Raw genomic sequence first — 19,823 nt, forward strand, 5'->3', positions numbered from 1 at the left:
GCCGCGGGGTCGGCCCCGCCCAGGGGGCGCAGCCGCCATGAGAAGGTTGCTCATAGGTGACCGAGGGGGCAAGCAGATTGGTGCCGGCTAGAAGAATCGAACTCCCGACCTTCTCATTACAAGTGAGCTGCTCTACCAACTGAGCTAAGCCGGCCAAAGACCGCCATTCTACAGGAATGCGGGCTTACTTGACGATCTTGAGGTGGCTGGGTTTTGGGGGGGTGGGTTCCGGGTCGTCGGTGGCCGCTGGGCCTTGGGCCGGGTGCCTTTGCTCGTCCTCGCCACCCGGGTAGGGCTGCGAGGCGCCGACCTCAAACCCCATGCCGGCGCCGGTTTCACGGGCATAGAGAGCCGATACGGTGGCCACGGGGATGAACAGATGCTCCACCACACCGTTGAAGCGCGACTCGAATTCGATGTAGTCGTTGCCCATCGTCAGCCGGTTGGTGGCCAGGTGTCCGATGTTGAGCGTGATCTGGCCATCGTGCACGTGTGCCGGCGGCACGACCGTGTTGGCGTCTACCGTGACGACCAGATAGGGCGTGTAACCATTGTCCGTGCACCATTCGTGCAGTGCGCGGATGAGGTAGGGCTTGGTAGAGGATTCCTGCATGTCAGCGTCGCATGACCTTTTCAGAGGGCGTGAGTGCTTCGATGTAGGCCGGGCGCGAGAACAGGCGCTCGGCGTACTTCTGGATGGGAGCTGCGCTCTTGGGGAGCTCGATGCCGTAGTGGTCCAGGCGCCAGAGCAGCGGTGCCACGGCGACGTCGAGCATGGAGAACTCATCGCCCAGCATGAACTTGTTCTTCACCAGCAGCGGCGCCAACTGGGCCAGGCGATCGCGAATGGCAGCACGCGCGGCGTTGCGGACTTTCTCGTCGGCAATGTTGCGGTTTTCGAGCGTAGAGACGTGAATGAAGAGTTCTTTCTCGAAGTTGTACAGAAACAGACGCGTGCGCGCCCGCATGATGGGGTCGGCTGGCATCAGCTGCGGATGCGGGAAGCGTTCGTCGATGTACTCGTTGATGATGTTCGATTCGTACAGGATCAGATCGCGCTCGACCAGGATGGGAACCTGGCCGTAGGGGTTCATGACGGCGATGTCTTCCGGCTTGTTGTAGAGGTCGATGTCACGGATTTCGAAATCCATGCCTTTTTCGAACAGCACGAATCGGCAGCGTTGTGAAAACGGGCAGGTCGTCCCGGAATAGAGCACCATCATGTTGTGGATCCCAATACAAAATTAAGACGGAAAATACGACAGCGCCGGACGACCACCTCGGTAGCCGGGCCGGCGCTGTGAGAGGTAAAGATTAACGAACGTGCTTCCAGTATGCCCCATTCAGGCGTATGGCGACAAACATGAACAGGAACAGGAACAGCATCACCCAGACGCCGATCTGCTTGCGTTCGAGCTGCGCTGGCTCGGCCATCCAGCCCAGGAAGTTGCTGATGTCGGCCACATTGCTTTCGAACTGCGCGTAGGTCTTGGGGTCTGCAGAATCAAAGTGGCCCGTAGTGCTCGAGTCACCTGTGTAGTTGGGCAGGTTTTCGTCTTTGGTGCTTGAAAAGCCGTCCTGGTCGTAGGTCGTGGTCGAGCGCATCCAGTGCGTGTTGCCCTTGGCGTCGGATACCTCGTGGATGTCAATGCTGGTGTAGGTGCGAGGACCTTCCATCTGCCACAGAACGTTGGGCATTGCCACGTTGGGGAAGACCACGTTGTTCCAACCGGTCTTTTTATTGGTGTCACGGTAGAAGGAGCGCAGGTAGGTGTAGATGTAGTCAACGCCCGAGGGCCCGAAATTTTGGCTTTTGGCGCGGGCCATGACAGACAGATCCGGGGGGGCCGTACCAAACCATTTCTTGCCATCTTCGCGTGTCATTGCGATGGTCATCATGTCGCCGGTCTTTTGGCGCGAGAACAGCAGGTTCTTCTTGATTTCCTCGTCGGTCAGCCCCAGTGCCTCAAGCTTGTTGTAGCGCATGGAACTGGCGCTGTGACAGTTCAGACAGTCATTGACGAAGAGCTTGGCTCCGTTTTGCAGAGAGGCCAGATCTGTGATGCGGTCTGGCGCGCGGTCGATGTGGACCCCACCTTCCGCGAAGGCCAGGGTGCTCATCAAGGACAGGGCCAGGACACCGAACAGTTTTTTGATCATGATGGTTCCGTTGTGTCAGTGTTGGGCAGTCAGTGCACGTGCGGCTGGAAAGTCACGCGATCCGGCACCGGCTTGAATTTGCCCATTTGGCTCCAGACCGGCATCAGCAGGAAGAAGCTCAGATAGATCACGGTGGTGATTTGCCCCATCAGTGTGTGCACGGGTGTGACGCGCTGTGTGCCCAGCCAACCGAGGATCAGGAAATCGAGGATGAAAATCGCATACACGACCTTGTGCCAGTTTGGACGGTAGCGAATGGATTTCACCGGCGAGCGGTCCAGCCACGGCAGGAAGCCCAGGATCACGACCGAGCCACCCATGGTGAGCACCCCCCAGAACTTCGCGTCCAGGGTCTTCATCAGGACGGCCACGATGATCAGCACCACAGGCCAGATCACACGCCACAGGCCAGAGAACCGGGCCTTCAGGAAGATCGCGATGGCTGCGATCACGGCAGCTGCCGACAGGACCCAGGTGAAGTCGCTGGTGACCGAGCGCAACTCGGCGTAGAACGGCGTGAAGTACCAGACCGGTTCGATATCCGGCGGAGTCTGCAGCTGGTCAGCTGGCAGGAAGTTGTTGTACTCCAGGAAGAAGCCGCCCATTTCGGGAGCGAAGAAGACGATGGCGAAGAAGATGATCAGGAAGCCCGCCACCCCGACGATGTCGTGCACTGTGTAGTACGGGTGGAAGGGGATGCCATCGGCCGGATGGCCGTACTTGTCCTTCGGGCCTTCCTTGATTTCGACGCCGTCCGGGTTGTTGGAGCCTACTTCGTGCAGTGCCAGAATGTGGGCGACCACGAGGCCGACCAGCACCAGCGGAATCGCGATCACGTGGAAGGCGAAGAAGCGGTTCAGCGTCGCGTCCGAGACCACGTAGTCACCCCGGATCCAGATCGCCAGGTCTGGGCCAATGAAAGGGATGGTCGAGAACAGGTTCACAATCACCTGGGCGCCCCAGTAGGACATTTGGCCCCAGGGCAGCAGGTAGCCGAAGAATGCTTCACCCATCAGGGACAGGAAGATGGCAACACCGAAGACCCAGACCAGCTCGCGGGGCTTGCGGTACGAACCGTAGAAAAGCCCACGCAGCATGTGCAGGTAGATCACCACGAAGAACATCGAGGCGCCGGTTGAGTGCATGTAGCGGATGAACCAGCCACCCGGCACTTCGCGCATGATGTAGTCGACCGAGGCAAAGGCGAGGTTCGCGTCGGGTTTGTAATTCATCACCAGGAAGATTCCCGAGACGATCTGGATCACCAATACCAGCAAGGCCAGTGAACCGAAGAAATACCAGAAGTTGAAATTTTTCGGAGCATAGTACTCAGACATATGCTCTTTATACATTTTGGTAAGCGGAAAGCGACGGTCTATCCAGCCCAGAAACCCGGTCGTTTCGACGTTATTGTTGGCCATGAGCGGCTCCTCTCAGTGTCACGAATGAAGAACAGACATTTATCAGGACTTCTTCGTGGGGTATTCCTCAAGTCCGATGATCACGGTCTTATTGTCCGGTGAGAAGGCGTAGGGCGGGATCTTCATGTTGTCTGGAGCTGGCTTGTTCTTGAAGACGCGCGCCGCCATGTCGTAGGTTGACCCGTGGCAGGGGCACAGGTAGCCGCCCGGCCAGTCGTTGGGCAGACCGGCCTGTGCGCCTGTCTTGAATTCGGGAGTCGGGACACAGCCCAAGTGTGTACAGATGCCGATACAGATGAAGATGTCCTTGCGCCGCGAGCGCCAGACGTTCTGACACCAGGGATACGGCGTGAACTCGACATCTTTCGAGAACGGGTCGGCCAGCTCATCGTTGTGTTTGGCCAGGTCTTCTACCTCGGCGTCTGTGCGATGCACGATGAAGATCGGCTGCCCGCGCCATTCGGCGACGATCTGTGTGCCGGGTGCAAGCGTGGAGAGGTCGACCTCGACGGGAGCCCCGGCCGCTTTGGCGCGGGCGGAAGGAACGAGTGACCAGGCATAGGGCACCGCGGCTGCGACACCCCCGACGCCGGCCAGCGTGCAGGTGGTTGTGATCCAGAATCGGCGCGAGGAGTCGGCAGGCAAATTTGGGTCGACGGCACCCTGCACGACAGCGCCCTGTTCGTCGGGCTGTGTCGGTTTTTCACTCATTGTGTTACCCCATGTAGTCGCCCGATGGGCGGAGCTTTTTTAACATGTTCTGCTTGCGCAGCGGATCTTTCGACGTCGTATTATAGCGTCACACATCAGGCGGTAAATCTGCGAAGGAGAAGGGAAATGGCCAGTGGAAGCAGCTTTATCAAGGAATTCCAGGAATTTGCCGTCAAGGGCAACATGATGGATCTGGCCATCGGCGTCATCATTGGTGGCGCATTTGGCAAGATCATCGATTCCATCGTGAACGACATCATCATGCCGCTCGTCAACTTCATCTTGGGCGGCAGCGTCAATTTCGACAATCTCTTCTGGGTCCTGCGGGTTCCCAAAGACTATACCGGCGCCATGAACAGCGTGGACCTCACCAAGGCTGGCGGTGTGGTCTTTGCCTGGGGACACTTTTTGACCATTGCGGTGAACTTCATCCTGCTTGCGCTGGTGGTGTTCATGCTGGTGAAGCTGGTCAATGGGGCGCGCAAGCGGCTGGAACAGCCGGCGGCGGCACCCGAGCCCCCGGCAACGCCAGAGAACGTGCTGCTGTTGCGTGAAATCCGCGATTCCCTGAAAAAGTAGCGTGACTCGTCGTCGGCATTGCAGGGTGACCGCAATGCCGTTTACGCAGCGCGATGGCTGTGGCAGGAATTGCTGTGGCCCGTCATACCGGGTTGTCGATGTCCACGAAGGTGCAGCGCACGCCAAACTGCGCCTCGATGGCGGCTCCTAGTGCCTGCACTCCGTAGCGTTCGGTGGCGTGATGCCCCGCGCTGATGTAGGCCCTGCCGGTTTCGCGCGCCAGGTGGACGGTGGGTTCGGACACTTCGCCGCTGACATAACAATCGGCGCCGGCAGCGACGGCCGCGTCCATCATGCTCTGGGCGGCACCGGTGCACCAGGCCAGGCGCCGTACGACGCGGTCGTGGTCTCCGATCACCAGGGGCTTGCGCTTGAGCCGGTGCGCGATGTCGGTGGCGAGTTCGCTTACGGTGCATTCCCGCGCGGGGGTTCCGAGCCAGACAAGGTCGTCGGGCCCGCAGCGGCGCGGGGTGCCGTCGGGCTGGATGTCGGGGGCCCAGTCCATGACGCGGGCCAGTTGCGCGTTGTTGCCCCATTCGAGGTGCGCATCCAGCGGCAGGTGATAGGCGAACAGGTTGATGTCGGCCGCCAGTAGCGTGGCGATACGGTGGTGCTTGGGGCCCAGGATGCAAGGGCTTTCGTTTTTCCAGAACCAGCCGTGATGGACCAGGATCGTGTCGGCCTCGTGAGCAATGGCGGCTTCGATGAGCGCCTGCGAGGCTGTCACGCCGGTCACGATGTGACGGATGCGGTTGCGGCCTTCGACTTGCAGCCCGTTCGGGCAATAATCACGAAAGTGCCCCGGCTGCAGAGTCGTCGTGAGCCAGGCGTCCAGTTCGTGGCGTGGGATTTCCGTCGTCATGAGTCCTCCTTCATTGAGCAAAGCACATGCATCGATTGTGGCTGATTTTCGCGCAGACCGTGACGGTCTGTCTTGGCGTTCTGTTTCTGGTGACGACATTGCGACCGCAGTGGCTCCCAGGCCATGGGTCGCCGCGGGCGGTCGCTCCCGTCACTGCACCGGCGCCGGTTGCTCCGGCTGCTTCGGGAGCCGTGGCGACGTATGCGCCCGCTGTGGTGCGTGCCGCGCCGTCGGTCGTGAACGTATACACCGCCAAGCACATCGAGGTGCCGGTGGTGCCGTTGCCTGCCGATCCCGGGTTGGAGCAGCTGCTGCGCCAGTTGCCTGGTTTTACTCGCCGGGAGTCGTCCACCAGCCTGGGCTCGGGCGTGATCGTGCGCCCTGACGGCTACATATTGACCAATTACCACGTGATTGAGTCGGCGGATTCCATTAGAGTCAGCCTGGCCGATGGTCGCCAGGAAACCGCCAAGCTCGTGGGGGCCGATCCGGACAGCGATCTGGCTGTGCTCAAAATTGCGCTGGATCATCTGCCTGCCATCACGTTTGACCCTGACCCCGTCGTGCATGTGGGTGACGTGGTGATGGCAATCGGCAACCCCTTTGGAGTGGGGCAGACCACGACACTGGGCATCGTGTCGGCGCTAGGGCGCAACCGCCTGGGCCTGAATCTGTACGAGAACTTCATCCAGACGGATGCCGCCATCAACCCCGGCAATTCGGGCGGGGCCTTGATCGACTCCCGCGGGGATCTGGTGGGGATCAACACCGCCATCTATTCCGATACGGGTGGGTCGCTGGGCATCGGATTTGCCATTCCGGCACCTATCGCACATCACGTGCTGGATCAGATCATCGAGCACGGCAGAGTGCTGCGGGGCTGGTTGGGACTGGAACCCCAGGACATCACGCCTGATCTTGCGCGGGTCTTTCATCTGAAGCAGTCCGGTGGGGTCATCGTGGCGCGTGTGTTGCGGGGCGGGCCCGCCGACAAGGCAGGCATCCAGGTGGGCGATATTTTGCAGGCACTGGATGGCAAGCCGCTGCGCGACGCCATGGATCTGCTCAACCGGTTGGCACCCATGAAGGCGGGCACTCTGGTGAAGCTGAAGATTCTGCGCGCCGGCCGCGTGATCGAGCGTGAACTGAAGGTCAGCCTGCGGCCTGCGCAATCCGTGCGACGTTGAGTCTTAGCCCTGCGTTCGCAGCAGCTTGGCAGCGGCGATGGCAAAGTACGTCAAGATGCCGTCGCCGCCCGCCCGCTTGAAGGCCAGGAGCGACTCCATCATGACTTTGTCGTGGTCGAGCCAGCCGTTGGCGGCCGCGGCCTGGATCATGGCGTACTCGCCGCTCACCTGGTAGGCGTAGGTAGGCATGCCGAAGGCGTCTTTTACTTCGCGCAGCACGTCCAGATAAGGCAGGCCAGGCTTGACCATCACCATGTCGGCGCCTTCGTGGATGTCGGCTGCGACTTCGCGCAGCGCTTCAAGGCGGTTGGCCGGGTCCATCTGGTAGGTGGCCTTGCTGGATTTGCCCAGGTTGGCCGCCGAGCCCACGGCATCACGGAACGGCCCGTAGAAGGCGCTGGCGTATTTGGCGGAGTAGGCCATGATGCGCGTGTGGATGCGGCCGCGCCCGTCCAACGCCTGCCGCACGGCACCGATACGACCGTCCATCATGTCGCTGGGGGCGACGATGTCCACCCCGGCTTCGGCGTGGGTGAGCGCCTGGCGCACCAGCATGGCCACGGTAGGTTCGTTGAGCAATTGCCCGTCTTCGTCGATGAGGCCGTCCTGGCCGTGGCTGGTGTAGGGGTCCAGTGCCACGTCGGTCAGCACGCCCAGCTCAGGAAAATGCTGCTTGAGCAAGGCCACGGTGCGCGGGATCAGGCCGTCGGGGTTGGCCGCCTCGACCCCGTCGGGTGTTTTCAGGGCGGTGTCGATGTTCGGGAACAACGCCATGATCGGGATGCCCAGGGACGCGCATTCTTCGGCGGTCTTGAGCAATGTGTCGGGCGAGTGGCGCACGACGCCGGGCATGGAGGGGACGGGTTCACGGACGTTCGTGCCTTCGCGCACGAACACGGGATAGATGAGGTCGTCGGTCGAGAGGCGATTTTCGCGCACCAGGCGGCGGGAAAAATCGTCGCGTCGATTGCGGCGCAGACGCAGGGTGGGAAAATCGGTTTGAGGCAGGAATCGGGTCATTGTGTGCTCCGGCGCACCCGGCTTTGTGACGGTTGGGTGCCAATAAGGAATGAGTTGATCTTAGTGCAGAGGTGCGGTTCAGGGCACGACTTGCGGCGAGATCCAGTTTTCGATGTGAGCGGCCGCTTCGTCCAGGCCGATACGATGGGTCGCCGAGAACGGCAGGGCCGTGAGGGTGCCGATTTCAGCCAGGTCCTTGCGGGTCTGAGCGACCGCCCTGATGCGTTGACCGTAGGGGAGCTTGTCGGCCTTGGTGAGGAGCGCCAGGGTGGGCAGGCCGCGCAGGCCAATCCAGTGAGCCAGCCGGCGGTCCAGGTCGGTGACCCCGCGGCGGATGTCCACCACCATGACGACGCCGGCGAGGCTGCTGCGTTCGTGCAGGTAACCGCCCAGGACCTCGGCCCAGGCATCGCGCGCCTTTTGGTCGATGGCGGCGTATCCATAGCCTGGCAAATCCACCAAGAAGCCCAACCAGGCCTCGGGGGTCATGGGGTCGGGGATGCCGAACAGGTTGATCAACCGTGTGCGGCCTGGGGTTTTGCTTGAGAAGGCCAGACGCTTCTGGTTGGCGAGGACATTGATGGCGGACGACTTGCCGGAATTGGAACGGCCGACGAAGCAGACCTCGGCGGTAGTGGGTGCGGGAAGCTGGTCCAGGCGTGCGGCAGAAACCGTAAACCGGGCGCGGTGGAGGAGGGACACGGGGGACAGGCTCGATGGAGGATGTTGTGGCTATTGTATAATTTCGCACTGAACTTGTTGCATTCCCAGTGGCGTGTGATCGCGTGTCGCCTGGGGTGCTGGCTTGGTGGCGCCTCCTGGCGTCAGGATCGAATCACCTTCGAGGACCTCATGAAGCGCGCGCTCTCCAGTATGTTTGTGGCCGGTAGCCTGGTGCTTGCCGGCGCCATTCCTGGTCTGGTTCAGGCCCAGGAAGCCGCCCAGAAGCCGGATGTAAAGGCCGGCGAGCAGCTCTACACCCACGGCGATGCAGCGCGCGGGGTCCTGGCCTGTATTGCCTGTCACGGCGCCGCAGGCAACAGCACCATCTCTGCCAACCCCAACCTGGCGGCCATGCCTCACGAATACATCGTGAAGCAGCTGCAAGACTTCCAAGCCAAGGGCAAGACTCCGCCATCGCGCACCGGAGCTGGCGGCGCGCCCACGATCATGAGCAGCATCGCCGCCAATCTCACGCCGCAAGACATGCAAAACGTGGCGCTGTATCTGTCGCATCAGCAGCTCGACTGGGACAAGGCAGGGACGGCCACGCATCCGGCCACGGTACCGCTGGGGCAGCATATCTGGCGCGCCGGTATCGCCGACCGCAACGTGCCTGCCTGTGCGGCCTGTCACTCGGCCAATGGGGCGGGGCTTCCAGCCGAATTCCCTCGCCTTGCCGGCCAGCATCCGGAATACATACTCGAGCAACTCAAGCTATTCCGTTCGGGTGACCGCAAAAATAGCATCATGCATGCCATTGCCGATCGCATGACCGATCCCGATCTTGCGGCTGTGGCCGACTACGCGGCGGGCTTGCGCTAGTCGACCTCGCATTTCCGGGTCGCGTCTGGGGTTTTGAGGGGGGCCCACGATCGAGCCGTTGTATGGTGGACAATTAAAAAATCAACCGAGGGGGCACGCGCGAGCGCACCCCCTGTTTTTTTACGATTTCAGAGTCAGGCTTTCGTGACCTCATTTTCCCGAATCCGTGCGCGTGGCGCCGATGTGGTTGAACTCCTGGGCTCGATGCGTTTTGCCATCAGCCTGTTGGTGTTCATCTGTATTGCCAGCCTTATTGGCACTGTGCTGCCGCAGAACCAGGCTCTCAACAGCTATGTCGATCAGTTCGGACCGTTCTGGTTTGCGGTCTTCAACGAGTTCTCGATCTGGCAGATCTACAACAGCGCCTGGTTCCTGCTCATCATGGCGTTTCTCGTGGTGTCCACCACGCTGTGCATCTTTCGCAATGCCCCCAAGATGTTGCGCGATGCACGTTCGTTTCGCGAGTACGTGCGCGGCAGCAGCCTGCGAGCCTTCCACCACCGAGTCGAGCTCGACAGCGCACTGGCGCCGGCACAGGCCCGTGAGGCAGTCGGCGCGCTGCTGCAGACGCAGGGCTATCGTTATCGCGTGCGCGAAGACGGCGACAGTCTCATGGTGGCGGCCAAGAAGGGCAGCGCCAATCGCCTGGGGTACATCTTTGCGCACACGGCCATCGTCGTGATTTTGCTGGGCGGGCTCATGGACAGCGAATTGCCGGTGCGCCTGCAGACCTGGATGTTCAACAAGCAGCCCGTGGTTGGCAACATGCTGATTTCCGACGTGCCGCAGTCTGGCCGGCTGTCCGCGCGCAATCCCAGTTTTCGAGCCAACATGCTGTTGCCTGACGGCCAGCAGAGCAACATGGGTATCGTGACCGAAGGGCAAGGGGTACTGCTGCAACCGCTGCCCTTCACGATCCGGCTCAAAAAGTTCTACATCGACTACTACAGCAACGGTCAGCCCAGCGATTTTCGCAGTGACGTCACCATCACCGACCCGAAGCGCGGCAAGTCGTTCGACCGTACCATTCAGGTCAACGAGCCCCTGCATTACGATGGGGTCACGGTGTATCAGTCGAGCTTTGACGACGGCGGCAGCAAGCTGCAGCTCAAGGCCTGGCCGCTGCATGGGACGGATGCACAGCCGCAGGCGTTCAATGGCACCGTGGGGCATAGCGGCAAGCTGCCGGGTAGCAATCTGGCCGTGAATTTCACGGGGTTTCGGGCCATCAACGTCGAAGATCTGAGCGCCAACAAGGCGCCGCAGCCCAAGAGCGTGGTACGAGAGGTCGCGGCGGTCACCGGCAGCGCCGCGCGGGCGCCCAACAAGAATCTGCACAACGTAGGCCCCAGCGTTCAATACAGCGTCATCGACAAGGATGGCCAGTCGCACGACTTCAACCAGTACATGCTTCCGGTCAAGCTTGATGGCTTCCCGGTGTTCCTGATGGGGACGCGCGACGATGCCTCGCAGCCGTACCGCTATCTGCGCATCCCTGTGGGCGACCACGGCGGCATGAACGAATTCATGCAGTTGCGGGCCGCATTGGATGACCCAGCCCTGCGCGACGAAGCAGCGCGCCGTTTTGCGGCCCACAATGCAACGCCTGGCCAGCAGCAGACGCTCATGTTCGAGGCTGCACGGGGCGCGCTGCGCACGTTCTCGAGTCAAGGCTTCAACGGCATCATCAGTTCCGCCCCCGCGGCCGAGCGGGAAAAAATTCTGAACTTTGCCGTCCCCATGATCCAGCTCAGTCTGGTCGAGCTGCGCGATCTGGTGCGCGAGCGCAATCACGAGCCTCCGGTGGTACGCCAGGGGGCGCAGGGTGAACACGAGTCGCGGTGGATGCAGTTGGCAGTGCTGGCGCTCGCGTCGCTTCCGGATTATCCTGCCCCGGTGGCCTTGCAGCTCTCGAGCTTCAATCAGGTTCAGGCAAGCGTTTTCCAGATCGCTCGCAGCCCCGGAAAGACCACGGTCTACATCGGCTGCGTCTTGCTGATCCTGGGCGTGTTTTCCATGTTCTACATTCGTGAACGCCGGGTATGGGTGTGGATCCGGCCTTCAGATCATGGCAGCAGCTGGCTTGCTGCCATGACCACGCAGCGTCGCACCCTGGATTTCAATCACGAATTTGAGCGGCTGCGCGAAGCATTGCGTCGCCTGTCCGCCGGAGGCTCCAAGCATGACGTCTGATACCTTGACTAGTGATCCCATGGCGCTGTGGTCGCTGGGGGTCAACACCAGTGGCGACAAACGGGGTCGGCGAGGAAAACCCGACTGGACAGACATCGGTTTCTTCCTGCTGCTTGCGGTAGGCGGAGCCTACGTACTGATGCAGTACGGTAGCTTCATGAGCTACTACGAGAAAATGATACTCGTGGGCGCCGTGGTGGTCTTCAGCTGGCTGGGCTGGCTGTGGCGCCCGATTCGCGTGCTCATGGTGGCCAGCGGCCTGACTGCCTTGCTGGCCATCTGGCTCTACAGTCCGACCGGTTCGTTCATGCAGGGTGATCTTACTCGCGCTGACACCGACTTCTTGCTGAAGTACCTGATTTCGTCTCAGTCGGCCATCCTCTGGATGTGCGCGCTGTTTTTCCTTGCCACGATCTGTTATTGGGTCGGGTTCGTCAGCGACACGGCTGCGTGGCTGGGTACCGTGCTCACCTGGGGGGCCGTCTACGCAGGTCTCACCGGCTTGCTGGTGCGCTGGCGCGAAGGCCATTTGTTGGGGCCCGACATCGGCCACATTCCGGTCAGCAACCTCTACGAAGTCTTCGTGCTGCTCGCACTCATCATGTCGCTCTTCTACCTGTACTACGAGCGGCGGTACGCCACACGGGCACTGGGTGGCTTCGCCATGCTGGTGGTCAGCTCGCTCATCGTCTTCCTGCTGTGGTATTCGTTCACGCGGGATGCCTATCAGATCGCACCGCTGGTGCCAGCGCTCAAGAGCTGGTGGATGAAACTGCACGTGCCGGCGAATTTCATCGGATACGGCACCTTCAGTCTGGCCGCCATGACGGGCTTTGCTTACCTGATCAAGGCACACGGCAACACGCGCAGCTGGAAGCCCATGATTCCGCTCTTCGTGTTGGGCGCAGTGCTGTGTGCGGAGCCGTTCGTCTTCAGTTCGCGCGAGCTCTCACCCGTGTGGATGGCGTATTTTGGTATTGGGTCCATCGCCGTGGGTGGCATTCTGGCGATGCGGGCCCCCATTGCGGCCCGGTTGCCGTCCCTTGAAGTGCTGGACGACATCATGTATCGGGCCATCGCGGTGGGCTTTGCCTTCTTCACCGTGGCCACCATTTTGGGCGCGCTGTGGGCGGCAGATGCCTGGGGCACCTACTGGCAGTGGGACCCGAAAGAAACCTGGGCGCTGATCGTATGGCTGAACTATGCCGCCTGGCTGCACATGCGACTCATGAAAGGGCTGCGGGGCTCCATGGCAGCGTACTGGGCTCTGGCCGGCCTGGTGGTCACCAGCTTTGCCTTCCTGGGCGTGAACATGTTCCTGTCGGGCCTGCACTCCTACGGCCACCTGTAAATCAGGCCAGGCAGGCCCCCGACAAGCTCATCAAATGGGCGCCGGGGCCTGCCGACCGATCACTTCCGTAATGTAGTGGCGAACTGCCGGGTCGGTGACCAGTGGCAGGATGTTTTCGTGCGCCAGGATGGTGTCTGGTGGCAGTGACCGCGACACGCTATAGCCTTGCACGTAGTCCATGCCCATGTCGGCCAGTTTGCGCAGCGTGGCTGCGTCTTCGACCCATTCGGCGATGCATTCCATGCCCAGGTTGTGCGCAAGGTCGACGATGCTGTTGACGATCGCCACGTTGGCGTCGCTTGCCAGCATGTCGCGAATCAATGACCCGTCGATCTTGATCATGTCGGCAGGCAGCTCTTTCAGGTACGAAAAAGAAGTGTAGCCCGCCCCAAAGTCGTCCAGGGCGACGCGGGCACCCATGCGTTGCAGGCGGCGCATGAACTGGCGGGTGCGTTCCAGATCCTGCAGGGCGACCCCTTCGGTGATTTCAACACACAGGCTGCGCGTGAGCTGCGGATGGCTGCTCAGCAGGCCGAAGAGGGTATCGATGAAACGGTCGTCGTTCAGCGATACGCCGCTGAGATTGACGTTGATGATCTGCGTGTGGGCGAGCGCCTCGTGGTGCGCCCGCATCCAGTCGAGCATCGTGGTGAAGACCCATTTGTCGAGGGTGGTGATGATGCCGTTTTCTTCCGCAGCCTCGATGACGTTTTGCGTATTCACCGGCCGATCGCCGGGGTTGCGTACGCGCAGCAGCACCTCGAAGTTCAGAGACTTGAGAGGATGGCGCAGCGCCATGATGGGCTGCATCTCAAGGTAGAGCGCCTCTTGTGGGAGCTGATTCTTTTCGATCTGCTCAAAGAGCTGCTGTTCATTGAAGTGATCTGACAGCTCGGCAGCGTCTTCTTCGTACAGCACGATATCGCGGTGCTGCTGGCGCGCATCGCGGCAGGCCCTGCTGGCAGCGGCGATGGCGTCTTTGGGGTCCATTTTGCGGTCGATGTCGATGATGCCCATGGCCGTCTTGAGCTGAAATGAGCGCTCGCCGATGATGAGGGGCGCAGCGTTCAGCGATTCGAGGATGTCTTGTCCAATCTGCCGTGCTTCGGCGGCTCGCATGTTCGGGAACAGAATGATGAATTCGTCGTTGCCGACACGCCCCAGGTGCTGGTTTTTGCCGAGCGAATACTTGACGCGTTCGCAGACCATTTGCAGCAGTGTGTCGCCCGCGTTGTGGCCGAACAGATCGTTGACCCGCTTGAGGTGATCCAGGTCCAGGAAGGCCATGGCCGCCGGCGTGTTGGTCTCCCTCAGGGAGTCGATCGAGGCCTGCATGGCGGTTTCGATTCCGCGCCGGTTGAGCGTGTTGGTGAGCGGATCATTGTCGTCCATGAGCCGCAGGTTTCGGATCGTCTCGGAGCGTGCGCTCACGTCTTGCAGCGAGCCTTCAATGCGGCTGCCGGCTTGTGTGGCCCGCAGCAGGAACCGGCGAGGCTCATCGGTGCCGTCGGGTGTGGTGTGGGCCAGGATTTCGAGGTCTTGGCCTTGCTCGGTAGCCAGGGAAACGTTCAGCCAGTCCATCGGTGGGAAAAAATCGGCCCAGTTGGGGAGCTCCTCTGTTTCGTCGACTCTGAGCATGGCGCGCAGGCTGGGGTTCATGTGCTCGAATTGGCGCGCCGCCCCTAGCGTGAAGATTCCCAGCGGGGTGAGGCCATCGTGGGCAATGAGGTCGTTGCGCTCGCGCGATCGGATCTGCCGGCTTTCGCGCATCTGTTCAGCGACTGCCAGGCCGATGATCACGTTGCACAGGAGCAGCGCGATGGTCCCCAGTTGCGGGTCTATGAGTTCGCGCTGTTGCAGGCCGACCAGAATCAGGCCGATGAGCAAGATGGACAGCGCGATGCACACCCCTACCGTGTGCCAGAGCTTGGCGCGCGTGTGCGAGCCAAAGAGCGCGTGGATGAGAATGATGGCCACCAGGCCGGTCACCAGCCAGGCCGCCAGAAAGACGATGGTCTGGAACCATTGGTAGGGCAGACCCAGGATGGCGACCAGCAGCAGCGCCGTGCTGAGATTGCCGACGCGGCGGATTTGCGTCTGAGTGGAGAGTGTCAGACTGTCACGGAATAGCCCGGTGAACAGGTGGTAGGTCACCAGATAGCACAGCACCAGGGTGAACTTGCGCACCCAGGGTAGCGCCTCTGGGGGAATCAGGAAGCCCAGCCATTGATAATCCCAGCCCAGGGCCCAGGCACCCAGCCGCAGGTTGCCTACCAGCCAGCAGCTCAGCAGGACGAAGAGCCATTCGTGCGTGGTGAAGGCAATGACCAGCAGGAACAGCGCCAGCGTGAGCAATCCGCCTTGCATGAGCCCGATGGAACGGGCAGCGCGGATGGCCTGGTCGGCCAGTTGTGTGCGGTCCCAGCGTTCGATGGAGATCTGATTGGGGATCGTCAGGGTGGTGTGACAGATGACCTGCTGCGCGTTGTAGGTGGCAGGCAGCTGCATGAACGTGCCTGTGATACCGATGCTCGTCTGTAGTGAGGTGAATTCATACGGTGATCCGCCAGCCGGGTAGTTGGCGCGCTGCAGCAGCCAGCAGGCCGTGTTCGTGATCGTGTGCAGAGGAAGCAGCAACACTTGGGGATACGCCTGGGCTCCCGAGGGTGGCGACGGCAGGTCGGCGAGGAACCAGAGTGGCCCGGCCGGGATCGTTTGCGACAGCCGTGTGGGCCGCTCGATGAGCTGCAACAAGGCCGTGTCGGGGCTTGGCTGAGCCGAACTCGCCAGATAGCGCGTCGGCATGGGGTGGCCCTGGTGGCTGCTGAACACCGATGGCATCCAGAAGACGCCTGCCGCAATGCTCAGTGCGATCAGCAGCGGCGCCAGTACATACGTGACGAACGGCGCCAGCAAGCCTGGCAGTGCGGTAAAGAGCCGGGAGTTCCGGCCGGGGGGAGACATCTTCAGCGCCATGGCAGTGTGCTACGTTGCAGAGTGACGCTCGGCACAGGCCGGCGCTACCGGAATTGACGGCAGGCCTGGTCGAAATTTTAGAGTGAGACGGGGTCCGGCGAAAGGCCTGCTCAGCTCCTTTGGGGGACCCGTTCAGAGGCGAACAGGTCGCGGGGGGTTTCTCGGGGCCGCACCAGGTACGAATCCTGCTTGTCCACTAACACCTCGGCGGCGCGGGGGCGGGTGTTGTATTGGCTGGACATGGAAAAACCGTAGGCGCCCGCTGAGCAGATGGCCAGCAGATCACCTTGTTCCAGTGGCAGTGTACGCCCACGCGCCAGCCAGTCGCCGCTTTCGCAGATGGGTCCGACGATGTCCCAGGTCTCTGCTGGCACGCCCTGGCGTGGTTCTACCGGCACGACGTCGTGCCAGGCCTCGTATAGGGCGGGTCGCATCAGGTCGTTCATGGCAGCGTCCACGATGGCGAAGTTGCGAACCTCCGTGCGCTTGAGGTATTCGACGCGTGTGAGAAGAATGCCCGCGTTGCCCACGAGTGAGCGCCCCGGCTCGAGCACAACCTGAAGATGGTCCAGCCCGTGCGCATGCAGTCGTTCGAACACCGGAGTCAGCAGGTCCGCCGGATCGGGCGGTGTCTCGTCGGTGTATCGAATGCCCAGGCCTCCCCCAAGATCCAGGTGCTCGAGTTCAATGCCGTCAGCGCCCAGCTGGCCGATGAGCGACAGCAGTTTCTCGAGTGCGTCCAGGTACGGCGACAGATCGATGATCTGCGAGCCGATGTGGCAATCCACCCCCACGATTTTCAGGCTCGCATGCTGCTGTGCCTGATGGTAGAGCGCAGGCGCCCGGTGGATATCCACACCGAATTTGTTTTCTTTCAGACCGGTGGAAATATAGGGATGCGTGTGGGCGTCAACATCCGGGTTCACACGCAGCGAGATGGGCGCGACCAGGCCCATTTCGTGGGCGATGTCGGCCAGGCGGTCCAGCTCGGCCGCCGATTCGATGTTGAAGCACTTGATGCGTGCCGTGAGCGCCGCGCGAATTTCCCAGCTTTGCTTTCCAACGCCCGAGAACACGATCCGATCGGCACTCGCTCCGGCCGCCAGGGCGCGCTCAAGCTCACCGCCGGAGACGATGTCGAAGCCAGCGCCCAGCTGCTGAAATTCGTGCAGGACCGCCAGGTTGGAATTGGCTTTGACGCCGTAGCAGATCAGCGCATTGCGTCCCGCGATGGCCTGCGCGTAGCGCGACCAGGCTGTCTGCAGGGCAGCACGTGAATACACGTAGAGGGGTGTGCCATAGCGATCAGCCAGTTCCGGGAAAGGGATGTCTTCGGCAAACAGCGTGCCTTTCTGGGTCGGGAACGGGTTCTCGTGGCTCATTCAGTCAGGGTCGGGGGGTGGGAGCAGGATCGGCTGTCGGGGCCGGCGTTACCGTGGGCGGGGCCACCAGCGTGGCATCCACCGGCGGAGGGGCTGGGTGGCGCAACGGGCCTTTCATGCCGCAACCCGCCAGCAGCATGACCAGCCCCAGAGAAAGCGCGCGCCATGCATGTGCAGAGGAAGAAATGCGGTCAAGTGTCATCAGAAGGGTACCCGCACCGGGTGTGTGATGGCACCGCCGGAAGGAGGGTTGGCAGGTTTTTGCGGAGTGGCATTGCCCTGCAACTGGTTCAGGAGATTGCCGATACCATCAGGCGTGCTGCCGGGGGCAACCCCCCCAGGGGCCTGTCCTGGCGAGGTGTCGCCAGGGGCCGGCAAGCCTACGCGGGCGATGGCCGTCCCAGGCGGATATTCGTTGAAGTAGTAGTCCCCGTCGATCTTCGAGAGGCCACTGGGCATGGGGCCTGGTGGGGTCTCGGGCTGGCCCTTGAGGGCCGTGCGCATGAAGCTCACCCAGATCGGCAGGGCAGCGCCACCGCCGGTTTCGCCTTGTCCCAGCGACTTGGGCTGGTCAAAGCCCATCCAGGCGACGGCCACCAGCTTGGGTGTGAAGCCGGCGAACCAGGCGTCTTGCGAGTCGTTGGTGGTGCCCGTCTTGCCGCCGATGTCGTTGCGCTGCAGTTCGCGGTGTGCCCGCGCACCCGTGCCGAAGGTGGCCACGCCGCGCAGCATGTCGTCCATGACGTAGGCGGTGCGGGGATCGATGACGCGTGCCAGCGCATCGCCTGCGACCGTGGGGTTCGCCTGCATGACGATTTTCCCGCTGCTGTCGGTGACGTGATCGATGAGATAGGGTGGCACGCGGTAGCCGCCGTTGGCAAAGACGGCGTAGCCACCCGCCAGCTGCAGCGGCGTGACGGTGCCTGCGCCCAAGGCCATCGGCAGGACAGCTGGTTGCCGTGAACGATCGAATCCGAAGCGCGTGACGTAGTCTTGCGCGTATTTGGGACCGACCGCCTGAAGGATACGGATGGACACCATGTTCTTGGATTTATACAAGCCTTGACGCATGGTCAGCACGGGTTCGTAGGCGTTGCCGTAGTTCTTCGGGTTCCACGCTTTGGAGCCAGTCTGTTCGGCCGTCAGCGAGAAAGGCTCGTCCGACACCTGGGTGGCAGGCGTCAGGCCACGCTCGAGGGCCGAAGCATAGATGAAAGGCTTGAAGGAGGAACCGGGCTGACGCCAGGCCTGGGTCACCCGGTTGAACTTGCCTTCTTCGAAGTCGAAGCCGCCCACCATGGCTTCGATCGCGCCATCTTGTGCCCGCAGCGACACCAGCGCTGCCTGCACCGAGGGCTTGTTGATGATTTCCCAGTAGCCGTCCATCTGGTGGATGTACACCACGGAGCCTCGCTGCAGCCGCAGCGAATCCTTGGCCTTGGGGGTGAGCGCGCGAGCGATCACCTTGAGGGCGCGCTTGTCATTGACGTCGATGATCTGCGTGGCACTGCGCGCCACCTTGACGTCGGTGGGGCTTGCCGAGAGCACCACGGCCGTCAGCAGATCGCCGTTGTCAGGGTATTTATCCTGAAGGTCGTCGAGCAGGTCGTTGAATGCGTCCGTCTGCGATTCGATGCCGGCAGGCAGATCCACCGAACCTTCCGGGCCGGGGTAGGGCGCGCGCCGTGTGTAATCCAGGATGCCGTTACGCACCGCTTCATACGCGGCTTCCTGATCTTTGGAGTTGATCGTGGTGTAGATGTTGAAGCCGCGCGAGTAGATGTCGTCCTGGTAAACACCGTAGAGCAGCTGGCGCGCCAGTTCGGCCGGGTACGCGCCGTGGACGGCGTAGTGCCCTGCAGGCGTACCGGCAGCCGACTTGACGACGATGGGCTGGTTCACAGCCTGTTGGTATTCTGCCTCAGTCAGGTAGCCCAATGCCCGCATGCGCCCGAGCACGTACCCCTGGCGCGCTTTGGCACGCTGAAAGTTGGAGATCGGGTTGAAGCGTGACGGGGCCTTGGGGATACCCGCCAGCATGGCGGCTTCTGCCGGTGTGATTTCAGACAGTGGCTTGCCGAAATAGGTGCGACTGGCGGCCGCGAAACCATAGGCGCGATGCCCCAGGAAGATCTGGTTCATGTACAGATCCAGGATCTGGTCCTTGGTAAGCGTGGCCTCGATCTTGAAGGTGAGCAGCAGCTCGTAGAACTTGCGGGTGTAGGTTTTTTCCGACGACAGGTAAAAATTGCGAGCCACCTGCATGGTGATGGTGCTCGCGCCCTGCGACTTGGACATGTGGACCAGGTTGGCTATTGCAGCACGGATCACGCCAGTCCAGTCGATGCCCCCGTGCTGGTAGAAACGGTCGTCTTCGGCTGCCAGGATCGCCGATTTCATGACGTCCGGGATTTCGTCGAAGCGCAGCACGTTGCG

The 19,823-nt window shown here is 61.6% G+C and carries 17 protein-coding genes and 1 tRNA gene; 5 read left to right on the plus strand and 13 right to left on the minus strand.

Going from position 1 to position 19,823, the window contains the following annotated elements:
• Positions 1-78: 78 nt before the first annotated feature.
• The 6 genes from VF285_RS08005 to petA form a co-directional block, all read right to left on the minus strand.
• Positions 79-154 (minus strand) — tRNA-Thr (locus VF285_RS08005).
• Between the two features lie 30 nt (positions 155-184).
• A complete protein-coding gene (locus tag VF285_RS08010; protein ID WP_346952097.1) occupies positions 185-613 on the minus strand; it encodes a ClpXP protease specificity-enhancing factor in 429 nt (142 codons plus the stop codon).
• 1 nt (position 614) lies between these two features.
• Positions 615-1,223: a glutathione S-transferase N-terminal domain-containing protein gene (locus VF285_RS08015; RefSeq protein ID WP_346952098.1), complete on the minus strand. Its 609-nt coding sequence runs from the start codon at positions 1,221-1,223 to the stop codon at positions 615-617.
• 91 nt (positions 1,224-1,314) lie between these two features.
• Entirely contained in the window at positions 1,315-2,160 is an 846-nt protein-coding gene (locus VF285_RS08020; protein ID WP_346952099.1) for a cytochrome c1, read from the minus strand.
• Positions 2,161-2,189: 29 nt separating this feature from the next.
• Positions 2,190-3,581, minus strand: a complete 1,392-nt coding sequence (locus VF285_RS08025; RefSeq protein ID WP_346952100.1) for a cytochrome bc complex cytochrome b subunit — start codon at positions 3,579-3,581, stop codon at positions 2,190-2,192.
• A 42-nt stretch (positions 3,582-3,623) separates the two neighbouring features.
• On the minus strand, positions 3,624-4,292 hold the full coding sequence (gene petA / locus VF285_RS08030) for a ubiquinol-cytochrome c reductase iron-sulfur subunit (RefSeq protein WP_346952101.1): 669 nt from the start codon (positions 4,290-4,292) through the stop codon (positions 3,624-3,626).
• Between the two features lie 126 nt (positions 4,293-4,418).
• Between petA and mscL the strand changes: the two genes are divergently transcribed.
• Complete coding sequence (gene mscL, locus VF285_RS08035; protein WP_346952102.1) at positions 4,419-4,871, plus strand: large conductance mechanosensitive channel protein MscL; 453 nt, start codon at positions 4,419-4,421, stop codon at positions 4,869-4,871.
• Positions 4,872-4,953: 82 nt separating this feature from the next.
• Here mscL and VF285_RS08040 read toward each other — a convergent pair whose 3' ends face one another.
• The gene (locus VF285_RS08040; protein WP_346952103.1) at positions 4,954-5,733 is read right to left on the minus strand and encodes a Nif3-like dinuclear metal center hexameric protein; all 780 of its coding nucleotides are present in this window, start codon (positions 5,731-5,733) and stop codon (positions 4,954-4,956) included.
• A 26-nt stretch (positions 5,734-5,759) separates the two neighbouring features.
• Between VF285_RS08040 and VF285_RS08045 the strand changes: the two genes are divergently transcribed.
• Complete coding sequence (locus tag VF285_RS08045) at positions 5,760-6,920, plus strand: S1C family serine protease (protein ID WP_346952104.1); 1,161 nt, start codon at positions 5,760-5,762, stop codon at positions 6,918-6,920.
• A 3-nt stretch (positions 6,921-6,923) separates the two neighbouring features.
• Here VF285_RS08045 and hemB read toward each other — a convergent pair whose 3' ends face one another.
• Positions 6,924-7,940 (minus strand): porphobilinogen synthase, encoded by a 1,017-nt coding sequence (gene hemB / locus VF285_RS08050; RefSeq protein WP_346952105.1) that lies wholly within the window; start codon positions 7,938-7,940, stop codon positions 6,924-6,926.
• 78 nt (positions 7,941-8,018) lie between these two features.
• Positions 8,019-8,642, minus strand: a complete 624-nt coding sequence (gene yihA, locus VF285_RS08055; protein ID WP_346952106.1) for a ribosome biogenesis GTP-binding protein YihA/YsxC — start codon at positions 8,640-8,642, stop codon at positions 8,019-8,021.
• A 150-nt stretch (positions 8,643-8,792) separates the two neighbouring features.
• Between yihA and VF285_RS08060 the strand changes: the two genes are divergently transcribed.
• The 3 genes from VF285_RS08060 to ccsB all read left to right on the plus strand — a co-directional run bounded on the left by VF285_RS08060 (position 8,793) and on the right by ccsB (position 13,029).
• A complete protein-coding gene (locus tag VF285_RS08060; RefSeq protein WP_346952107.1) occupies positions 8,793-9,485 on the plus strand; it encodes a c-type cytochrome in 693 nt (230 codons plus the stop codon).
• Between the two features lie 204 nt (positions 9,486-9,689).
• Complete coding sequence (locus tag VF285_RS08065; RefSeq protein WP_346952113.1) at positions 9,690-11,678, plus strand: cytochrome c biogenesis protein ResB; 1,989 nt, start codon at positions 9,690-9,692, stop codon at positions 11,676-11,678.
• Positions 11,668-13,029, plus strand: coding sequence for a c-type cytochrome biogenesis protein CcsB (gene ccsB / locus VF285_RS08070; RefSeq protein WP_346952108.1), 1,362 nt, complete (start codon positions 11,668-11,670; stop codon positions 13,027-13,029). Before VF285_RS08065 ends, ccsB begins: the two co-directional genes overlap by 11 nt.
• 30 nt (positions 13,030-13,059) lie before the next feature.
• On the opposite strand, the gene VF285_RS08075 is transcribed toward ccsB, so the two are convergent.
• The 4 genes from VF285_RS08075 to VF285_RS08090 all read right to left on the minus strand — a co-directional run.
• On the minus strand, positions 13,060-16,005 hold the full coding sequence (locus VF285_RS08075; RefSeq protein WP_346952109.1) for a bifunctional diguanylate cyclase/phosphodiesterase: 2,946 nt from the start codon (positions 16,003-16,005) through the stop codon (positions 13,060-13,062).
• Positions 16,006-16,115: 110 nt separating this feature from the next.
• Positions 16,116-17,387, minus strand: coding sequence for a diaminopimelate decarboxylase (gene lysA / locus VF285_RS08080; RefSeq protein ID WP_346952110.1), 1,272 nt, complete (start codon positions 17,385-17,387; stop codon positions 16,116-16,118).
• Positions 17,388-17,391: 4 nt separating this feature from the next.
• Entirely contained in the window at positions 17,392-17,589 is a 198-nt protein-coding gene (lptM, locus tag VF285_RS08085; protein WP_346952111.1) for an LPS translocon maturation chaperone LptM, read from the minus strand.
• Positions 17,589-19,823 (minus strand): PBP1A family penicillin-binding protein (locus tag VF285_RS08090; RefSeq protein WP_346952112.1); only part of this gene is annotated, 2,235 nt, incomplete at its 5' end. The genes lptM and VF285_RS08090, both read right to left, overlap by 1 nt.

It is taken from the genome of Castellaniella sp. (assembly GCF_036379515.1).
GTDB lineage: Bacteria > Pseudomonadota > Gammaproteobacteria > Burkholderiales > Burkholderiaceae_B > Castellaniella.